The organism is Acutalibacter sp. LFL-21 (genome assembly GCF_025630755.1).
Lineage (GTDB): Bacteria > Bacillota > Clostridia > Oscillospirales > Acutalibacteraceae > Acutalibacter > Acutalibacter stercoravium.
Genome location: NZ_JAOTNT010000001.1, coordinates 1 through 14,414 on the forward strand (window position 1 = coordinate 1; position 14,414 = coordinate 14,414).

The 14,414-nt window shown below is 58.5% G+C and carries 13 protein-coding genes; 2 read left to right on the forward strand and 11 right to left on the reverse strand.

The window, feature by feature from the left end; translation table 11 throughout:
* Positions 1 to 148 precede the first annotated feature (148 nt).
* The 11 genes from atpC to ODJ80_RS00055 form a co-directional block, all read right to left on the reverse strand.
* Positions 149 to 556 carry an ATP synthase F1 subunit epsilon gene (gene atpC / locus ODJ80_RS00005; RefSeq protein WP_263040376.1) on the reverse strand — a complete coding sequence of 136 codons (408 nt, stop codon included), beginning with the start codon at positions 554 to 556 and terminating at the stop codon, positions 149 to 151.
* A 12-nt stretch (positions 557 to 568) separates the two neighbouring features.
* Positions 569 to 1,963, reverse strand: a complete 1,395-nt coding sequence (gene atpD, locus ODJ80_RS00010) for a F0F1 ATP synthase subunit beta (protein WP_263040377.1) — start codon at positions 1,961 to 1,963, stop codon at positions 569 to 571.
* A gap of 70 nt (positions 1,964 to 2,033) precedes the next feature.
* A complete protein-coding gene (gene atpG / locus ODJ80_RS00015; RefSeq protein WP_263040378.1) occupies positions 2,034 to 2,924 on the reverse strand; it encodes an ATP synthase F1 subunit gamma in 891 nt (296 codons plus the stop codon).
* Positions 2,912 to 4,432 carry a F0F1 ATP synthase subunit alpha gene (gene atpA / locus ODJ80_RS00020; RefSeq protein ID WP_178864333.1) on the reverse strand — a complete coding sequence of 507 codons (1,521 nt, stop codon included), beginning with the start codon at positions 4,430 to 4,432 and terminating at the stop codon, positions 2,912 to 2,914. The genes atpG and atpA overlap by 13 nt, the downstream gene beginning before the upstream one ends.
* Before the next feature lie 3 nt (positions 4,433 to 4,435).
* Positions 4,436 to 4,954 carry an ATP synthase F1 subunit delta gene (gene atpH, locus ODJ80_RS00025; RefSeq protein ID WP_263040379.1) on the reverse strand — a complete coding sequence of 173 codons (519 nt, stop codon included), beginning with the start codon at positions 4,952 to 4,954 and terminating at the stop codon, positions 4,436 to 4,438.
* Positions 4,951 to 5,439, reverse strand: a complete 489-nt coding sequence (atpF, locus tag ODJ80_RS00030) for a F0F1 ATP synthase subunit B (protein ID WP_178864323.1) — start codon at positions 5,437 to 5,439, stop codon at positions 4,951 to 4,953. Before atpF ends, atpH begins: the two co-directional genes overlap by 4 nt.
* A gap of 45 nt (positions 5,440 to 5,484) precedes the next feature.
* Positions 5,485 to 5,703 carry an ATP synthase F0 subunit C gene (atpE, locus tag ODJ80_RS00035; RefSeq protein WP_178864322.1) on the reverse strand — a complete coding sequence of 73 codons (219 nt, stop codon included), beginning with the start codon at positions 5,701 to 5,703 and terminating at the stop codon, positions 5,485 to 5,487.
* 73 nt (positions 5,704 to 5,776) lie between these two features.
* Complete coding sequence (locus tag ODJ80_RS00040) at positions 5,777 to 6,463, reverse strand: F0F1 ATP synthase subunit A (RefSeq protein ID WP_263040380.1); 687 nt, start codon at positions 6,461 to 6,463, stop codon at positions 5,777 to 5,779.
* 929 nt (positions 6,464 to 7,392) lie between these two features.
* Positions 7,393 to 8,934, reverse strand: coding sequence for a S1C family serine protease (locus ODJ80_RS00045; RefSeq protein WP_263040381.1), 1,542 nt, complete (start codon positions 8,932 to 8,934; stop codon positions 7,393 to 7,395).
* 197 nt (positions 8,935 to 9,131) lie between these two features.
* Complete coding sequence (locus ODJ80_RS00050) at positions 9,132 to 9,701, reverse strand: ECF transporter S component (RefSeq protein WP_263040382.1); 570 nt, start codon at positions 9,699 to 9,701, stop codon at positions 9,132 to 9,134.
* 115 nt (positions 9,702 to 9,816) lie between these two features.
* The gene (locus ODJ80_RS00055; protein ID WP_442863881.1) at positions 9,817 to 10,962 is read right to left on the reverse strand and encodes an NAD(P)-dependent malic enzyme; all 1,146 of its coding nucleotides are present in this window, start codon (positions 10,960 to 10,962) and stop codon (positions 9,817 to 9,819) included.
* 161 nt (positions 10,963 to 11,123) lie between these two features.
* Between ODJ80_RS00055 and ODJ80_RS00060 the strand changes: the two genes are divergently transcribed.
* Positions 11,124 to 11,807, forward strand: coding sequence for an HAD family hydrolase (locus ODJ80_RS00060; RefSeq protein ID WP_263040383.1), 684 nt, complete (start codon positions 11,124 to 11,126; stop codon positions 11,805 to 11,807).
* Between the two features lie 176 nt (positions 11,808 to 11,983).
* Positions 11,984 to 14,167, forward strand: coding sequence for an AraC family transcriptional regulator (locus ODJ80_RS00065; RefSeq protein WP_263040384.1), 2,184 nt, complete (start codon positions 11,984 to 11,986; stop codon positions 14,165 to 14,167).
* Positions 14,168 to 14,414 lie beyond the last annotated feature (247 nt).

The following is a 14,414-nucleotide window of genomic DNA, read 5'->3' on the forward strand; positions in this document are numbered from 1 at the left end:
CGAACAGGATGGGGGAAAAGTGTAGCTGTTGTTTTGATGCTTTTTCCGTTTCCGCTTTCGTTTCCAAGCAAAAAACCTGCTCTGGCTTAATTGCCGGAGCAGGTTTTTCTACAGGCTGAATGGAGAGCATACTGCTCTCCATTGCGTTCTATTTTCCTGATTTTGCCTTGAGGCGGGCCAGCGCCCTGGAAAGGGCCGCCTGCGTCTGATAATACTCATGCTGGCTCTGCTTCTGGCGCAGGCGCTCTTCCGCACGATGTTTCGCCGCAAGGGCGCGGTTACGGTCGATCTCCTCTGGCCGCTCGATAGTAGCCGCCAAAACGATCACGCGCTCTGGCATAACCTCCACACAGCCGTCGCTGACCACTGCCACATGCCATCGGCCCTCCTCGTCCTGATACCGCGCAATTCCAGCCGTGATGGCAGTGACCATTGGCTCGTGGTTGGGCAGCACGCCATAAGAGCCGTCCGGGCCTGGCAGGATAATCTGTCGCGCGTTTCCAGAGAAGAATATGTTCTGAGGAGAAACCATTTCCAAATAAAACGTGGAAGCCAAGAGGATCCCTCCTTACACCTCTTCCTTGCTCTTTTTCCAGACCTCTTCGATGGTGCCCATGTTGTGGAACGCCACCTCAGAGACCTGATCCAGCTCGCCGCCCAAAATGGCCTCAAAGCCCTTAACCGTATCTTCCACCGCCACATAGCGGCCTTCCTTGCCTGTAAAAGCCTGGGCCACAAAGAAGGGCTGGGAGAAAAACCGCTGGATCTTGCGGGCGCGGCTGACCACCAGCTTATCCTCGTCACCCAGCTCTTCCATGCCCAGAATGGCAATGATATCCTGCAGCTCGCGATAGCGCTGCAGCACCTCCTGGGTCTTGCGGGCCACGTCGTAATGGCGCTGCCCCACCACGTCGGGCTCCAGCACCCGAGAGGTGGACTCCAGCGGGTCCACCGCGGGGTAGATGCCCTGCTCCACAATCTTACGGGAGAGCACAGTGGTGGCGTCCAGATGGGCGAAGGTGGTGGCAGGTGCCGGGTCGGTCAGGTCGTCGGCGGGGACGTACACCGCCTGCACCGAGGTGATGGACCCGTTTTTGGTAGAGGTGATGCGCTCCTGCAGCGCGCCCATCTCGTTGGCCAGGGTAGGCTGGTAGCCCACGGCGGAGGGCAGGCGGCCCATCAGCGCGGAGACCTCCGAGCCCGCCTGAACATACCGGAAGATGTTGTCGATGAACAGCAGCACGTTCTGGTGCTCCCGATCCCGGAAATACTCAGCCATGGTCAGGCCGGTCAGCGCCACACGCATACGGGCCCCGGGGGGCTCGTTCATCTGGCCAAAGACCAAGGCCGTCTTTTCAATGACGCCGGACTCCGTCATCTCGCGCCACAGGTCGTTGCCCTCGCGGGTGCGCTCTCCCACGCCAGTGAAAATGGAATAGCCGCCGTGCTCGGTGGCGATGTTGCGGATCAGCTCCTGGATGAGCACAGTCTTGCCCACGCCGGCGCCGCCAAACAAGCCGATCTTGCCACCCTTGGCATAGGGGGCCAGTAGGTCAATGACCTTAATGCCCGTCTCCAAAATCTCTACCTGAGAGCTCTGCTCGGCAAAGCCGGGGGCCTCCCGGTGGATGGGCCACTTCTCCTTGCAGTCCACCTGGCCCTTTTCATCAATGGGATTTCCCAGCACGTTGAACATCCGGCCCAGGGTCCCCTCCCCTACGGGCACAGAGATCGGGCCGCCAGTGGCAGTGACCTCCATGCCCCGGGTCAAGCCCTCGCTGGTGGCCAGAGTGATGCAGCGCACCGCCCCATCTCCCAAGTGCTTAAGCACCTCCAGCACCTGCGTCTCCCCGCCGTTCTCCACGGTGAGCGCGTCGTAGATCTTGGGCAGACTGCCGTTTTCAAACTGAACGTCCACCACAGGCCCCAGGACCTGCAGGATCTTTCCTCGATTTCCTTCCATGAAAGGGACCCCTTTCTCTATGGTCTCGGGGAGGCTGCTCCCCGGCTGTATTCCCCCAAAAACCCGCCGCTCAGGACTGGGTCAGAGCCGCGGCGCCGCCGGCAATCTCTGTAATCTCTTGGGTGATGGCGCCCTGGCGCGCCCGGTTAAACTCTAGGGACAGGGAGCTGAGCATCTCCTTCGCGCTGTCAGAGGCTGTGTCCATGGCTGTCATGCGGGCATTCTGCTCACTACAGAAGGACTCCACCAGCGCGGCGAACATATAGCCCTTCAGAACGCCGGGAACCAGCACATCCAGCACGGCCTCCTTTGAGGGCTCATACCGCACCACGTCCCTGTATTGGTCCGCCTCGGAAAGGCCCCGGCGGGCGCTGAGCATGGCCCGGTCCAGGGGCAGAAGCTTGATGATCTCCGGCTCCATCCGCATAGCGGAATAGGTGTGGGTAAACACCAGGTAAATGTCATCCAGCGCCCCTTGCTCGAACAACCCCACAAGCGTATCCACAATCTCGCGGGCCCTCTCCAGCGTGGGGTCCTGGGCCGTATACATGAACTCCCCGTCAATGGAGATATTCTTTTTCTCAAAATAGTGGCGGCCCATTTGGCCAATCAAAAACAAGGTGGGGTCCTTCTTCCTGGCCAGGTAGCTCTCTGCCAGTTTCAGAACATTGTGGTTGTAAGCGCCGGCCAGGCCCTTGTCTCCCGTAATCACCACAAAGCCTGTTTTCCGTTCTTCCTTGGGCTTTTCATGGCCCTCGATATACCGGTGCTGCAGGTCTGGGGAGTGGCGGAAAATATCCAAGATGGTCTTTGCCAGCCGGTCAAAATAGGGCTCCACCTCTGAGAGCTGCTTGCGGGCCTTCTTCACCTTTGCCGAAGAAATAAGGTACATGGCGTTGGTGATCTTCAGGGTCTGTTCCACACTCCGCATGCGGGAGCGGATCTCCGTTATGCTTGCCATGTGGCGCTCACCCGCTTCTTATAGTCCTCGCAGCACTCCCGGATGGCCTGTTCTCCCGCTTCGGAGAGCTGGCCGGTTTTGTCGATCTCCTCCATCACCTGGGGGCGCTCCTTCTCCAGTTCGTCCGCCAGGCCCCAGGCAAATTCCCGGGCCCGCTCTACCGGCACATCGGCCAACAGCTTCTGGGTGGCGGCATAGAGGATGACCACCTGCCGGGAAACCTTCATGGGGTGATAGAGGGGCTGCTTCAAGATTTCCACCAAGCGGTTGCCGTGGTCCAGCGCCTCTTTGGTGGCGGCGTCCAGGTCCGAGCTGAACTGGGTAAACACCTCCAGCTCCCGGAACTGGGCCAGGTCAATACGCAGAGAACCTGCGATCTTCTTCACCGCCTTAGTCTGGGCCGCGCCGCCCACACGGGAGACGGAAAGGCCCACGTTCACAGCGGGACGCACGCCAGAGTGGAACAGGTTGGACTCCAAGTAGAGCTGGCCGTCCGTGATGGAGATAACATTGGTGGGGATATAGGCGGACACGTCACCGGCCTGGGTCTCGATAATGGGCAGGGCGGTGATGGAACCGCCGCCGTATTCCGGGGCCATGCGGCAGGCGCGCTCCAGCAGGCGGGAGTGAAGGTAAAACACGTCGCCTGGATAAGCCTCGCGGCCGGGAGAGCGCTTCAAAAGCAGGGACAACGTCCGGTAGGCCACAGCATGTTTGGAAAGGTCATCGTAGACGATGAGCACATCCCGGCCCTGGTTCATAAAGTATTCCGCAATGGCCACCCCGGAATAAGGGGCAATATACTGCACAGGGGCCGGCTCGCTGGCAGAGGCGTTCAGGATGATGCTGTACTCCATGGCCCCATGCTTTGACAGGGTGTTGTAAATCTTGGCCACGGTGGAGTTCTTCTGGCCGATGGCCACATAGATGCAGATAACATTCTGCCCCTTCTGGTTGAGAATGGCATCCACCGCAATAGAGGTTTTACCCGTCTGCCGGTCGCCGATAATCAGTTCCCGCTGGCCGCGGCCAATGGGCACCATGGCGTCCACCGCCAGAATGCCGGTCTGAAGCGGCACCGTGACAGGCTCTCGGGTGACCACGCCGGAGGCTTCCCGCTCGATGGGCATGGTCTTCTCCGTATGGATGGGGCCCTTTCCGTCGATGGGGTTGCCCAGGGCATCAATCACACGGCCCAGCATTTCCTCACCAGCAGGCACGTCTGCCCGGCGCCCTGTGCGCCGCACCTGGTCCCCCTCTTCAATGCCCTCTTCCGGGCCCAGAATGGCACAGCCCACGCTGCCGGTCTCCAGGTTCATGGCCAGGGCCTTCACACCGTTTTCAAATTCCAGAAGCTCGCCGTACATAACATTTTCCAGGCCATACACCGTGGCAATGCCGTCGCCAATTTGAACGACGGAGCCGGTCTCGCTGATCTGGGTCTTTTCCTCATAATGGGAGATCTCTTCCCGCAAAATGGATACAATCTCCTCCGGTTTGCCGTTCATCATTTATTTCCCCTCCTTCAGAGAGCGGCGCAGGCCTTGCAGCATTCCCCGCACGCTCTTGTCATAGGTAATGCCCTGCAGCTGCAGGACAAAGCCCCCCAGCAGCCCTGGGTCCAGCTCCACCTGAAACTCAATTTTAGAAAGGCCGTGACGCCGCTTTAACGCTTCTCCCACGCGGGCCAGGTCCGAAGGGTCGGGTTCGCGGGCGCAGCGGTACAGCGCCTGGGCCCCATTCTCCGCTTTCAGGCACAGCAGGTGATAGCTTTTCAGAATAGCGGGCAGCAAGGGCAGCCTTTCCCGCTGGCTTAAAAGCCGGAAAAAGCTCAAAAGGACCGGGGCTACCCGGCCCTGGAGCAGGCGGCACAGCACCCGGTCCTTTTCAGCCCGGGGGACGCAGGGGTCATTCAAGGCCTGCCACAGAGAAGGCTCTTTCTGCAGAAGAGCAGCGGCTGCTTGCAAGCCCTCCTCGTCCCGGATGAGCTCAAACAGTGCCAGCGCATAGCGTGTCTCCAGTGTTCTCATCGCTCATCACCACCGGCTTCTGAGAGGAAAGAATCCACCAGCTTGCGGTCTGATTCTTCATCCAATTCCTTTTGCGAAAGCTTGGAGGCCGTGAGCAGGACCAGCTCGGTGACGTTTTCCTGCACGCCCCGCAGCATTTCTTCCCGCTCCCGCTCCATATCTGCCCGGGCGCGCTCCTGCTCCTTCTGGGCGTCCTGTCCAGCGGTCTTCAAAATGGCGTCATATTCCCGCTGGCCGCGCTGCCTGGCCTCAGAAACAATCTGGGCGGCCTCCGCATGGGCCCCCTGGAGCTTTTCCTCATACTGGGCGGTCAGCTCCGAAGCCTTCTGCTTCTGGTCCTCAGCGTCCTTCAAATTGTTTTCAATCTCCGCAGTGCGGCTTTCCATCATTTCCGTAATGGGCTTGAACAGGAAATGCTTTAAAAGCAGGAAAAGCACCAGGATATTTACAATGGTCCAGACGATGTTCCAGTCCAGGTTCAGCACACCAATACGCCCCTTCCTCGTTTTGCTTTAAAATTGCCTTTGCTCTTAGCCCACAAACAGAATGAGCATGATGCCAATGACCAGGCCGTAAATAGCGGTGGCCTCGGCCAGAGCGCAGCCGATGAGCAGAGAGCTCTGGATCTTGCTGGCAGCCTCAGGCTGGCGGGCAATGGCGTCTACAGCCTTGCCGGTGGCAAAGCTAATGCCCAAACCGGCGCCAATGCCGGTCAAAACTGCGATAGCGGCTCCAAGTGCAACACTCATGATGATCTACTCCTTTATTCTCTCAATCTTTTTATGAATAACGGGCTGCGGCCCGTTCATTCCCAACTGTGCTTTACTCAATTGTCTCTGCGGTAAACAGGGCGGTTAAAAACACAAAGACAATGGTTTGAATGATGCCGTCGAACACATCAAAATACATGCTCAGCGCCATGGGCAAGATCGCTGGAATTGCCAGCTTGATCAGCTCCATAATGATGAAGGCCCCCAGTACATTGCCAAACAACCGCATGCACAAGGACAAGGGCCGGATGATGACCTCCATCAGGTTGATGGGCAGCAGCAGGGGGATGGGTTCGATAAATTTGTGAAGCCCTCCCTTCAGGCCCTTGATCTTAAAGCTGGAACCATAGATCAGGCCGCAGCTCATCAAGGCAAGCCCCGCCGTAACATTCAGATCCTTTGTGGGAGGCGTAATGCCAAACATGCCGATCATATTGGCTACGGCCAGGTACAGCCCAATGGTGCCAAAATAGGGGGCAAAGCCGCGCCAATGTTCTTCGCCCAGGGTGTTGCGGGTAAATTTATTGATAAATCCCACATAGATCTCCGCCACAAGCTGAGCCTTGCCAGGCACCTTTTTCAGATGTCTGGTAAACAGAATGGAAAGAATCACCAGAAAGGCCATGATCCCCCAGGTGACCACCACCGATTCCGCCACAGGAATTCCCCCGAAAATGGGAATGGTAAACGCCGTATGGCTGTCCAGCTCCTCCATCAACGTGTCGCGGATCCCGTCCAAAACAATCACCCCTTTGCTGCTAACCACGCAGCCCTGCATGATAAAATGGTCCAAAAGGGATCAGTGTGGCACTTGTCCTCCGCGTTGAGCTTTACCCTTTTTGGAAAACAAGCCTTTCCTGCCCCACTGAACACCGGGCACTGTTTCCACTCCCAGCTCATCCTTGGACCATCAATTCACCCCAAGCATACGCTTTCCGGGTCCAGCTGTCAAGAGTCCGTCAAAAAAATTGTAGACGCAACTAAATTGTTTCCTTTTTCATAAAAAATACTGGCAAAAAGACGTTTTTGCATTTTCGATTATGAATAGAACCCATATTTTTATTTTTCAATTTAGTGAATCTGACCACACACTCTCTCATTCTCTCACAGGCTCGGGCGGCAAGCTGCCGCTCCCGCTTCGCACCCCTGGTCTCTTGGAAAGGGACAGCCCAAGCCGCCCGCGCCCCGGCTTTTTGCAGACGCAAGAAGGGCGGCAGAAAGCTGCCGCTCCCACTTCGCGCCCCTGGTCTCTCGGAAAGGGACAGCCCAGGCCGCCCGCGCCCCGGCTTTTTGTAGACGCAAGAAGGGCGGCGGCAAGCTGCCGCTCCCACTTCGCGCTCCTGGTCTCTCGGAAAGGGACAGTCCAGGCCGCCCGCACCCCGGCTTTTTGTAGACGCAAGAAGGGCGGCGGCAAGCTGCCGCTCCCACTTCGCGCTCCTGGTCTCTCGGAAAGGGACAGCCCAAGCCGCCCGCGCCCCGGCTTTTTGTTGACGCAAGAAGGGCGGCGGCAAGCTGCCGCTCCCACTTCGCGCTCCTGGTCTCTCGGAAAGGGACAGCCCAAGCCGCCCGCGCCCCGGCTTTTTGTAGACGCAAGAAGGGCGGGACTTGCGTCCCGCCCCCCTTGCTTGAAAAAGGAGATTTATGAAAAAGAAACTTGTACTCAAAACTTTAGTTGGAAGTGCCCGTGTTCTCCGACAGGGCCAGCTCCACCGTACCGCTGGAACCAGTAGAGGAGCGATACACAGTAAGGGTCACTGTATCCCCGGGCTTTTTGTCCGCGATATAATTGGCGATGGTGTTGGCGCTGGTAACCTGGGTATCGTCAATGGCGGTGATGATATCGCCCCGCTGCAGGCCAGAACGAGTTGCCTCATCGCTGACAACCTCACTGACATAGAAGCCGGAGGTGCCGCCATAAAAACTGGCAGTCAGCTGGTCAATATAGCCGCCGGTCACGCCCAGCATGGGACGGTCCTGCACATAGCCATATTCCATCAGATCGGAGACAATGGGCTGCACCGTATCCGAGGGGATAGCAAATCCCAGGCCCTCATAATCGGTGGCGGCAATCTTAGAGGAGTTAATGCCCACCACACGGCCATTCATGTCCACCAAGGCACCGCCGGAGTTACCGGGGTTGATGGCCGCGTCCGTCTGGATGCAGTTGACAGTATACCCCGTGTCGCTGTTGGTAACCGGGCGGTTCAGCGCGGAAACATAGCCAAAGGTCACGCTGGAGTTGAGCTGCATGCCGCCAGGGTTACCCACGGCCATAACCTCATCGCCCACCTGCAGGTCGGAAGAAGTCGCAAACTCCGCCGCTGTCAAGCCGGTGGCGTCAATCTTAATGACCGCCAGGTCCGTCTGGGTATCCTCACCCACCAAGGAGGCTTCATAAGTCATGCCGTCACTGGTGACCACCTTCAAATTGGTGGCGTTGTCGATTACATGCTGGTTGGTGACAATATAGCCATCCTCTGAAATAATAATGCCGGAACCCTCGCCTGCCAGAGACGAAGAATCAGACTCGCCACTGTCGCTGCCGCCATAGCCAAAGACAAAGCCCTGCTGGCTGATTTGGTAATTCTGGATGCAGACCACAGAGGGGATGACTTTCTGTGCGGCCTCCTGGCGGGTCAAACTATCCGTGGTGACCACCGCGTTGGAGGTATCGTTGCTGTCCGCGTTCTTATACAAGGTAAAGGCTGCCGTTTCACTGGAGCCGGTGCTTTCCACATTGACAATGCCGTTCTGGATCATCAGGGCGAAAACGCCCACAGAAGAGAAGGAGACCACCGCGCAGCAGAGCACCGCGGCAATCACAGCCAAAGCGGTCTTTTTCACCTTTTTGCCGTCCCGGGGCTTCTTCTGCTTGGGCGGCTTCTGAGGCGTGTAATAAGGGACATTGTGCTGCTGGGTAGCGCCGTTCCACGTGTAGGTGCTGGGCTGCTGGGGCTGATTGCCATACTGCCAGCCGCTCTGGGTGGGATAGGGATTGTGAGATCCCTGTCCGCCATAGGGGGTAGAAGCCTGGGAATCCCGGTCTTTTACCTGGCTGCCCGTGTAGTGGTACTCGGAAGACTCCACAGAAGCCGGTTCCTGGGCGGCGCTTTCCGCGCTCTCGTTTTCCCTCTTTTCAGTATCTTGCTCCATGGGCTCGCCGGTGTTATTCGCAGCACCCATGTTGTTCTCATCATAAGGATTATACATAAACCATTGCTCCTTTCCAAAGCATTGGGAGATTGTAGATGCTCCCAAGGGGTTTCCTTTTTATCCCCTTGTTGTGCCCTTATTATCCCCCGGCTATGTGAAAAGGATGTGACGGCTTGTAAACTCTTCGATGATTTTTCAAAAAACTTCGCGTTGAGAAAAAATCCCAAGCTACGCAGGGCGCTTTCAGAAAGGCTTTAGCCCAGCTTTTCCAGCAGATGGCTTTTTTTCAACGCCAGCCGAATAGCCGCGCACAAGGGCACGGAAACCACCACGGCGATAACAGCGTTGACACTGGACGTAACGGCCTTGGTACCCACGGAAAGGAGCACGGGGACCAGGGCGCTTCCCAGAAGCATGCCCTCGATAAAGCTCTTGCCCAAGTACAGCGCCATATAGGTGGCGCTGCCCGCAATGGCCGCCAGAATGTTCTGGCCATGGTTCTCCGCCCGGCTGCCTCTGGCATAGGCCGCCCAGCCGCACACAGCGGCCAGGAGGAACTTAAAGACAAAGGTAAAGGGAGCGGAGGCGATATAGGCCGGATTGGTCATATCATACAGCGCAGAACCCAAGCCCGCCGCCAAACCGCCGCCCACAGGCCCCAGTACAAAACCGGAGAGCAGGCAGAAAATATTGCCCAAGTGGATGCGGGTCACATCCCCAATGGCCACGGGGATGGGCACGCTCAACATGCTGGAGACAAACACCAGCGCCGCAAATACGGCGGTCAGCGTTACACGGTAGATCATTTTGTTTTCATGTTTCATGGTTGTCATCTTCTCTTTGGATAGAGCCCCTCGCCCCGCGATCCAACGGGGCACCGGCTCCTTTTCTATTATAATACATTCCGGCGGGATACGCCAGTATTTTTTTCACACTTTTTTAAGCTCGGGCCACACCCGTGCGGCGGGCCGCTTCCGCCACGGCCTTGGCCACTGCGGGGACCACCCGCTTGTCAAAGGCGGAGGGGATGATGTTCTGCTCACTGAGCTCCTCCGCGGGGATCAGGCCGGCCAGGGCCTGGGCCGCGGCCACCTTCATCTCGTCGTTGATCTCCCGGGCCCGCACGTCCAACGCTCCCCGGAAAATGCCGGGGAAAGCCAGCACGTTGTTGATCTGGTTGGGATAGTCGGAGCGGCCGGTGCCCACCACCCGGGCGCCGGCGGCCAGGGCCTCTTCGGGGAAAATCTCCGGAGTGGGGTTGGCGCAGGCGAACACGATGGCGTCAGGAGCCATAGTCTTCACCATCTCCCCGGTGAGCACGCCGGGGGCGGAGAAGCCCATGAACACGTCCGCCCCGCGGATCACCTCTGCCAGGGGTCCGGACTTCCGCTGGGGGTTGGTCTCTTCCGCCAGCTGGGCTTGGGCGGGAGTCATGCCGGGCAGGCCGGGGACCAAAGCGCCCATCCTGTCACAGACCACCACGTTTTTCAATCCCAGGGCCATGAGCAGCTTGGTGCAGGCAGTGCCGGCGGCTCCGGCGCCGTTGACCACCGCGCTGACCTCCTCAATGTTCTTGCCCACCAGCTTTAAGGCGTTGAGCATGGCAGAAACAGTGATCACCGCGGTGCCGTGCTGGTCATCGTGGAACACCGGGATATCCAGCCGCTCCTTCAGTTTGGCCTCCACCTCAAAGCAGCGGGGGGCGGCAATATCCTCCAGGTTGACGCCGCCGAAGGAACCGGCGATCATCTCCACCGTGTGGACGATCTCGTCCACATCCTTGGAGCGCACGCAGATGGGAAAGGCGTCGATGCCGGCAAAGGCCTGGAACAGGGCGCATTTGCCCTCCATTACAGGCATTCCAGCTTCGGGGCCGATGTCCCCCAAACCCAAAACAGCGGTGCCATCGGTGACCACCGCCACCAGGTTGCCCCGGCGGGTGTACTCGTAGGACTTCTCCACATCCTTCTGGATCTCCAGACAGGGGGCGGCCACCCCAGGGGTATAGGCCACGGACAGGTCCTCTTTATTCTCCAAGACGCAGGGGGTGGTTACCCGGATCTTTCCCTTCCACTCCCGGTGCATCTCCAAAGCCTTCTGCGCATGATCCACAATGAGTCCCTCCATTTTTCTTCCACATTTACATGGATTATAGCACGGCTTTTCCGGCCGCGCAAGGGCAGCGCTTGATTTTCCCGCCTTTCCTTTTTATAATAGACCCATACTCGTTAAAGGAGGCAGGAAAGATGGAACAGAATCTCCGGCGTTTTGACGCCTGCATTTTCGATTTGGACGGCACCCTGGCCAACACCTTGGCCTCAATCGCCTATTTTGGCAACAGCACCCTGCGGGAATACGGCCTGCCGGAAATCCCGGTGGAGACCTATAAGTCCTTGGTGGGCAACGGGGCGGATGTGCTGATGCGGCGGATGCTGAAAACCGTGGGGGCGCAGCTTTCCGAGGAGCAGGTGCGGGATTTCCGCGCCGCGTATGACCGCCGTTATGAAAGCGAACCCATGAAGCTGGTGGAGCCCTACCCGGGCATTCCGGAAGCCCTGCGGGATTTGAAGGCCCGGGGGATGAAGCTGGGGGTGCTCTCCAACAAGCCGGACAACATGGCCCAGTACATTACCGGCGCCCTCTTCGGGGAGCTGGTGGACCAGTGCCATGGCCAGAGAAACGGCGTCCCCAAAAAGCCAGACCCCACAGCTGTGTTGCAGATGGCCTCTGACCTGGGGGTTGAGCCGGGCCGGGTGCTCTATGTGGGCGACAGCGGCGTGGACATGCAGACCGGCCGGAACGCGGGCATGGTCCCCTGCGGGGTGCTTTGGGGGTTCCGGGACGAAGCGGAGCTGCGGGAAAACGGGGCCGCCCTTCTAGCCTCTACCGCCCAGGAGCTGCGTGACGCAGCCCTGCGTGAAGGATGCTGAAAGCAACCCTGCCGGCGCAAGCTATCGGGAGCGGGGCCGCACCGTGTTTTTCCGGGATTTTTTCTGGGAATTGTCTCCACCACGGTTGCTTTTCCCGGACTTTTTATGCTATGATTTATTAAAATTCGCCAAAACCATCGTGAAGAGATGTGGGTTTTGAGAAGGGGGAAGCGCGTGTGAAACTATACCGCAGGTTCTTGGCAACGTATCTCTGCGTCTGCCTCATCCCCCTGGTATTCTCCCTGGCACAGGTGGTGGGAATGCGTCAGGAGATCCAGCGCTCCATCGCCAAAGATCAGGAAGTCACGCTGCGCACCGCCCAGGGGGATTTGGAAAGCAGCCTTGTGGAAGCAGCCAACACCCTGGACCTTCTCTCGGAAAATGAACTGCTGGAAAGCCTCTCCCTGGAGGAAACCGTCAGCAGCACTGCCCTATACGACATGTGCAGTCTTATCCCCGTGCTGACAGTGGCCAGCCAGCAGCGCGCCTCTTATGTGAGCTGCTTTGCCTATTTCCCCAGCAGTGGGTACCTGGTCTCCAACAAAAGCACCTACCACCCTGACCTGGCGGGCATCTCCACCTGGGATCTCAACATTCAATACCAGGACCTCCTCGCCAAGCTGGAGGAAAGCGGCGTCAACGCCAGCGTGCGCACCATTTATTCCCAGGATGGGCAAAACGGCTACCTGCTGATCTCCAAAAACTGCTACGACAGCCGCTACCGGACTCTCCACGCCTCTTTGGGCATCCTGATCCAGCTGGACCGGGAGGAGTCCTTTTTGGATACGGACAGCACAAAAATGTTCGTGCTGGAGGCGGACGGCACGCTGTTTTGCGGCGATCCAGGCGGCGCGCAGGTCGCTTCCTTGGCAGCGGGAAAGGACAGCGCCCAAGGCCGGGTGCGCCTTTCCGGGCAAACCTGGCTCTACTCGGTGTATCCAGGGGAAAGCCTCAGCAACCTGCGCTATGGGCTTTTGGTGCTGGAAAACGCCTATTACCGCTCGCTGGAGCCGCTGCTGATTCAGCTGGCGGCACTGATTTTGGTGATTGTCGCCGGGGTGATCCTGGCTGTATTCCTCAGCCGCCGCACCTGGTCCCCTTTCCGCCAGATTCTGCCCATCGTCAAGCGGTCTGCCGCGGGGCGTGACAGCGAGTACCATTCCTTGGCTGAATTTTCCCAGGCCCTTACGGACTTCGCCAAAGAGAAGGAACTGCTGTTAAAACAGGTGCTGGCGTCAGAGCAGCGGGAGGACGCGCTGGCAATCTGGCAGTACCTGCTGGGATTTACGCAGGATTCCTCCTGCCTCTCCCGCTATTTAGAGGAAAGCCAGCCCTACCGGCTGCTGTCCTTCTCTCCGTCCCCGGCGGAGAGAACTGCCTGTGAGGCCTCACAGGGCGGCCCCCACGGCCGCGTGCCCCTGTGCAAGGTGGTGGAACAGGTGTTTCTGGACCGCCAGGATGGGGTCTGCCTCACCATAGGGAACAGCGTTGTGGTGGCGCTGGTACAAAACACCGTGGAACTGGAGGAAATCCGCCAAAAGGCCGCCCAGGCGCAGGAGGAAGCCGGCCTCCCCCTGGTGTGCTATGTCAGCGAGGTGTGCCTGCAGCTCTCCAACGCCCCCGAGGCCTGGAGCTGGATTCAGCGTGCCGCTGACCGGGATTCCTTTTGGCAGGAGTCCCGCCGGCCCGGGGTGTGGCTGGCCCGGGACCTTCTGGAATATCCCAGCTACTTTGGGGACTTCCCCCTGCACCGCAAGCAGCTGTTCGCCGCCCTGGCATCGGGAAAGCCAGAGCGGGTGCGAAAGCTGCTGGACACGATCCTACAGGAGGACCTGCTGGATCCCCGCCTGCCGGTAGAGCTTATCCGCAACCGGTGTGTCAGCATTATCGAGGCCCTTCTCCCCTATCTGGAGGAAAAGGATCACCCCTTGGAGGCACGCGCCATGACAGCGCCCACTGCCCAGGAAATGGGAGAACAGCTTCTCACGCTGTTCCAGCACGCTAAACTCCAGCCAGAACGGGAAGATCCGGCGGAAAGGCGCGACAACCAGCTGGTGGCGCAGGTGCAAAGCTATATCCGCGAAAATTACCAAGACCCCTTCCTGAACGTCTCCCTCATTGCCGACCGGCTGGGGAGGAACCTTTCCACCCTCAGCCACCAGTACAAGGACCTGACGGGCCACGGCCTGTTGGAAGACCTTCACGCCGTGCGCCTGGAGGCCGCCAAACGCCTCCTCACAGAGGGAAAAACGGTGCGGGAGGCCGCGGAACTTGTAGGATACGGCGACTCCCGCGCGCTGATCCGCGCCTTCAAACGCTATGAAGGAAGCACTCCTGGGCAGTTTGTCGAAAAGAAATAACGCCCTTTCCTCACTGCATTTTTGCCCCGCTCGGGCCGCATAAACACTGGAAATTCCCCATATTTGGGAATGCCATTTTTTTGCGGAACGGGCGGGGCAAATTTTGGCTATTTACAGTTTATTAAAAATTCGTTAACATGTTTTTATGAAAAATCGACACTGGGTGCCGGTTGCTCGAAAGCCCGCGAATTCTGCAGGTTTTGCAGGATGATTTTCAGCGGGCTGCAAATTTTAGAGAAGAGAGGAA

Bases quoted from the DNA above. Each gene is read 5' to 3' on its own strand.
- atpD (WP_263040377.1), bottom strand. From the start codon at position 1,963: ATGGAAGGAAATCGAGGAAAGATCCTGCAGGTCCTGGGGCCTGTGGTG.
- atpG (WP_263040378.1), bottom strand. From the start codon at position 2,924: ATGGCAAGCATAACGGAGATCCGCTCCCGCATGCGGAGTGTGGAACAG.
- atpA (WP_178864333.1), bottom strand. From the start codon at position 4,432: ATGAACGGCAAACCGGAGGAGATTGTATCCATTTTGCGGGAAGAGATC.
- atpH (WP_263040379.1), bottom strand. From the start codon at position 4,954: ATGAGAACACTGGAGACACGCTATGCGCTGGCACTGTTTGAGCTCATC.
- atpE (WP_178864322.1), bottom strand. From the start codon at position 5,703: ATGAGTGTTGCACTTGGAGCCGCTATCGCAGTTTTGACCGGCATTGGC.
- ODJ80_RS00045 (WP_263040381.1), bottom strand. From the start codon at position 8,934: ATGTATAATCCTTATGATGAGAACAACATGGGTGCTGCGAATAACACC.
- ODJ80_RS00050 (WP_263040382.1), bottom strand. From the start codon at position 9,701: ATGAAACATGAAAACAAAATGATCTACCGTGTAACGCTGACCGCCGTA.
- ODJ80_RS00055 (WP_442863881.1), bottom strand. From the start codon at position 10,962: ATGCACCGGGAGTGGAAGGGAAAGATCCGGGTAACCACCCCCTGCGTC.
- ODJ80_RS00060 (WP_263040383.1), top strand. From the start codon at position 11,124: ATGGAACAGAATCTCCGGCGTTTTGACGCCTGCATTTTCGATTTGGAC.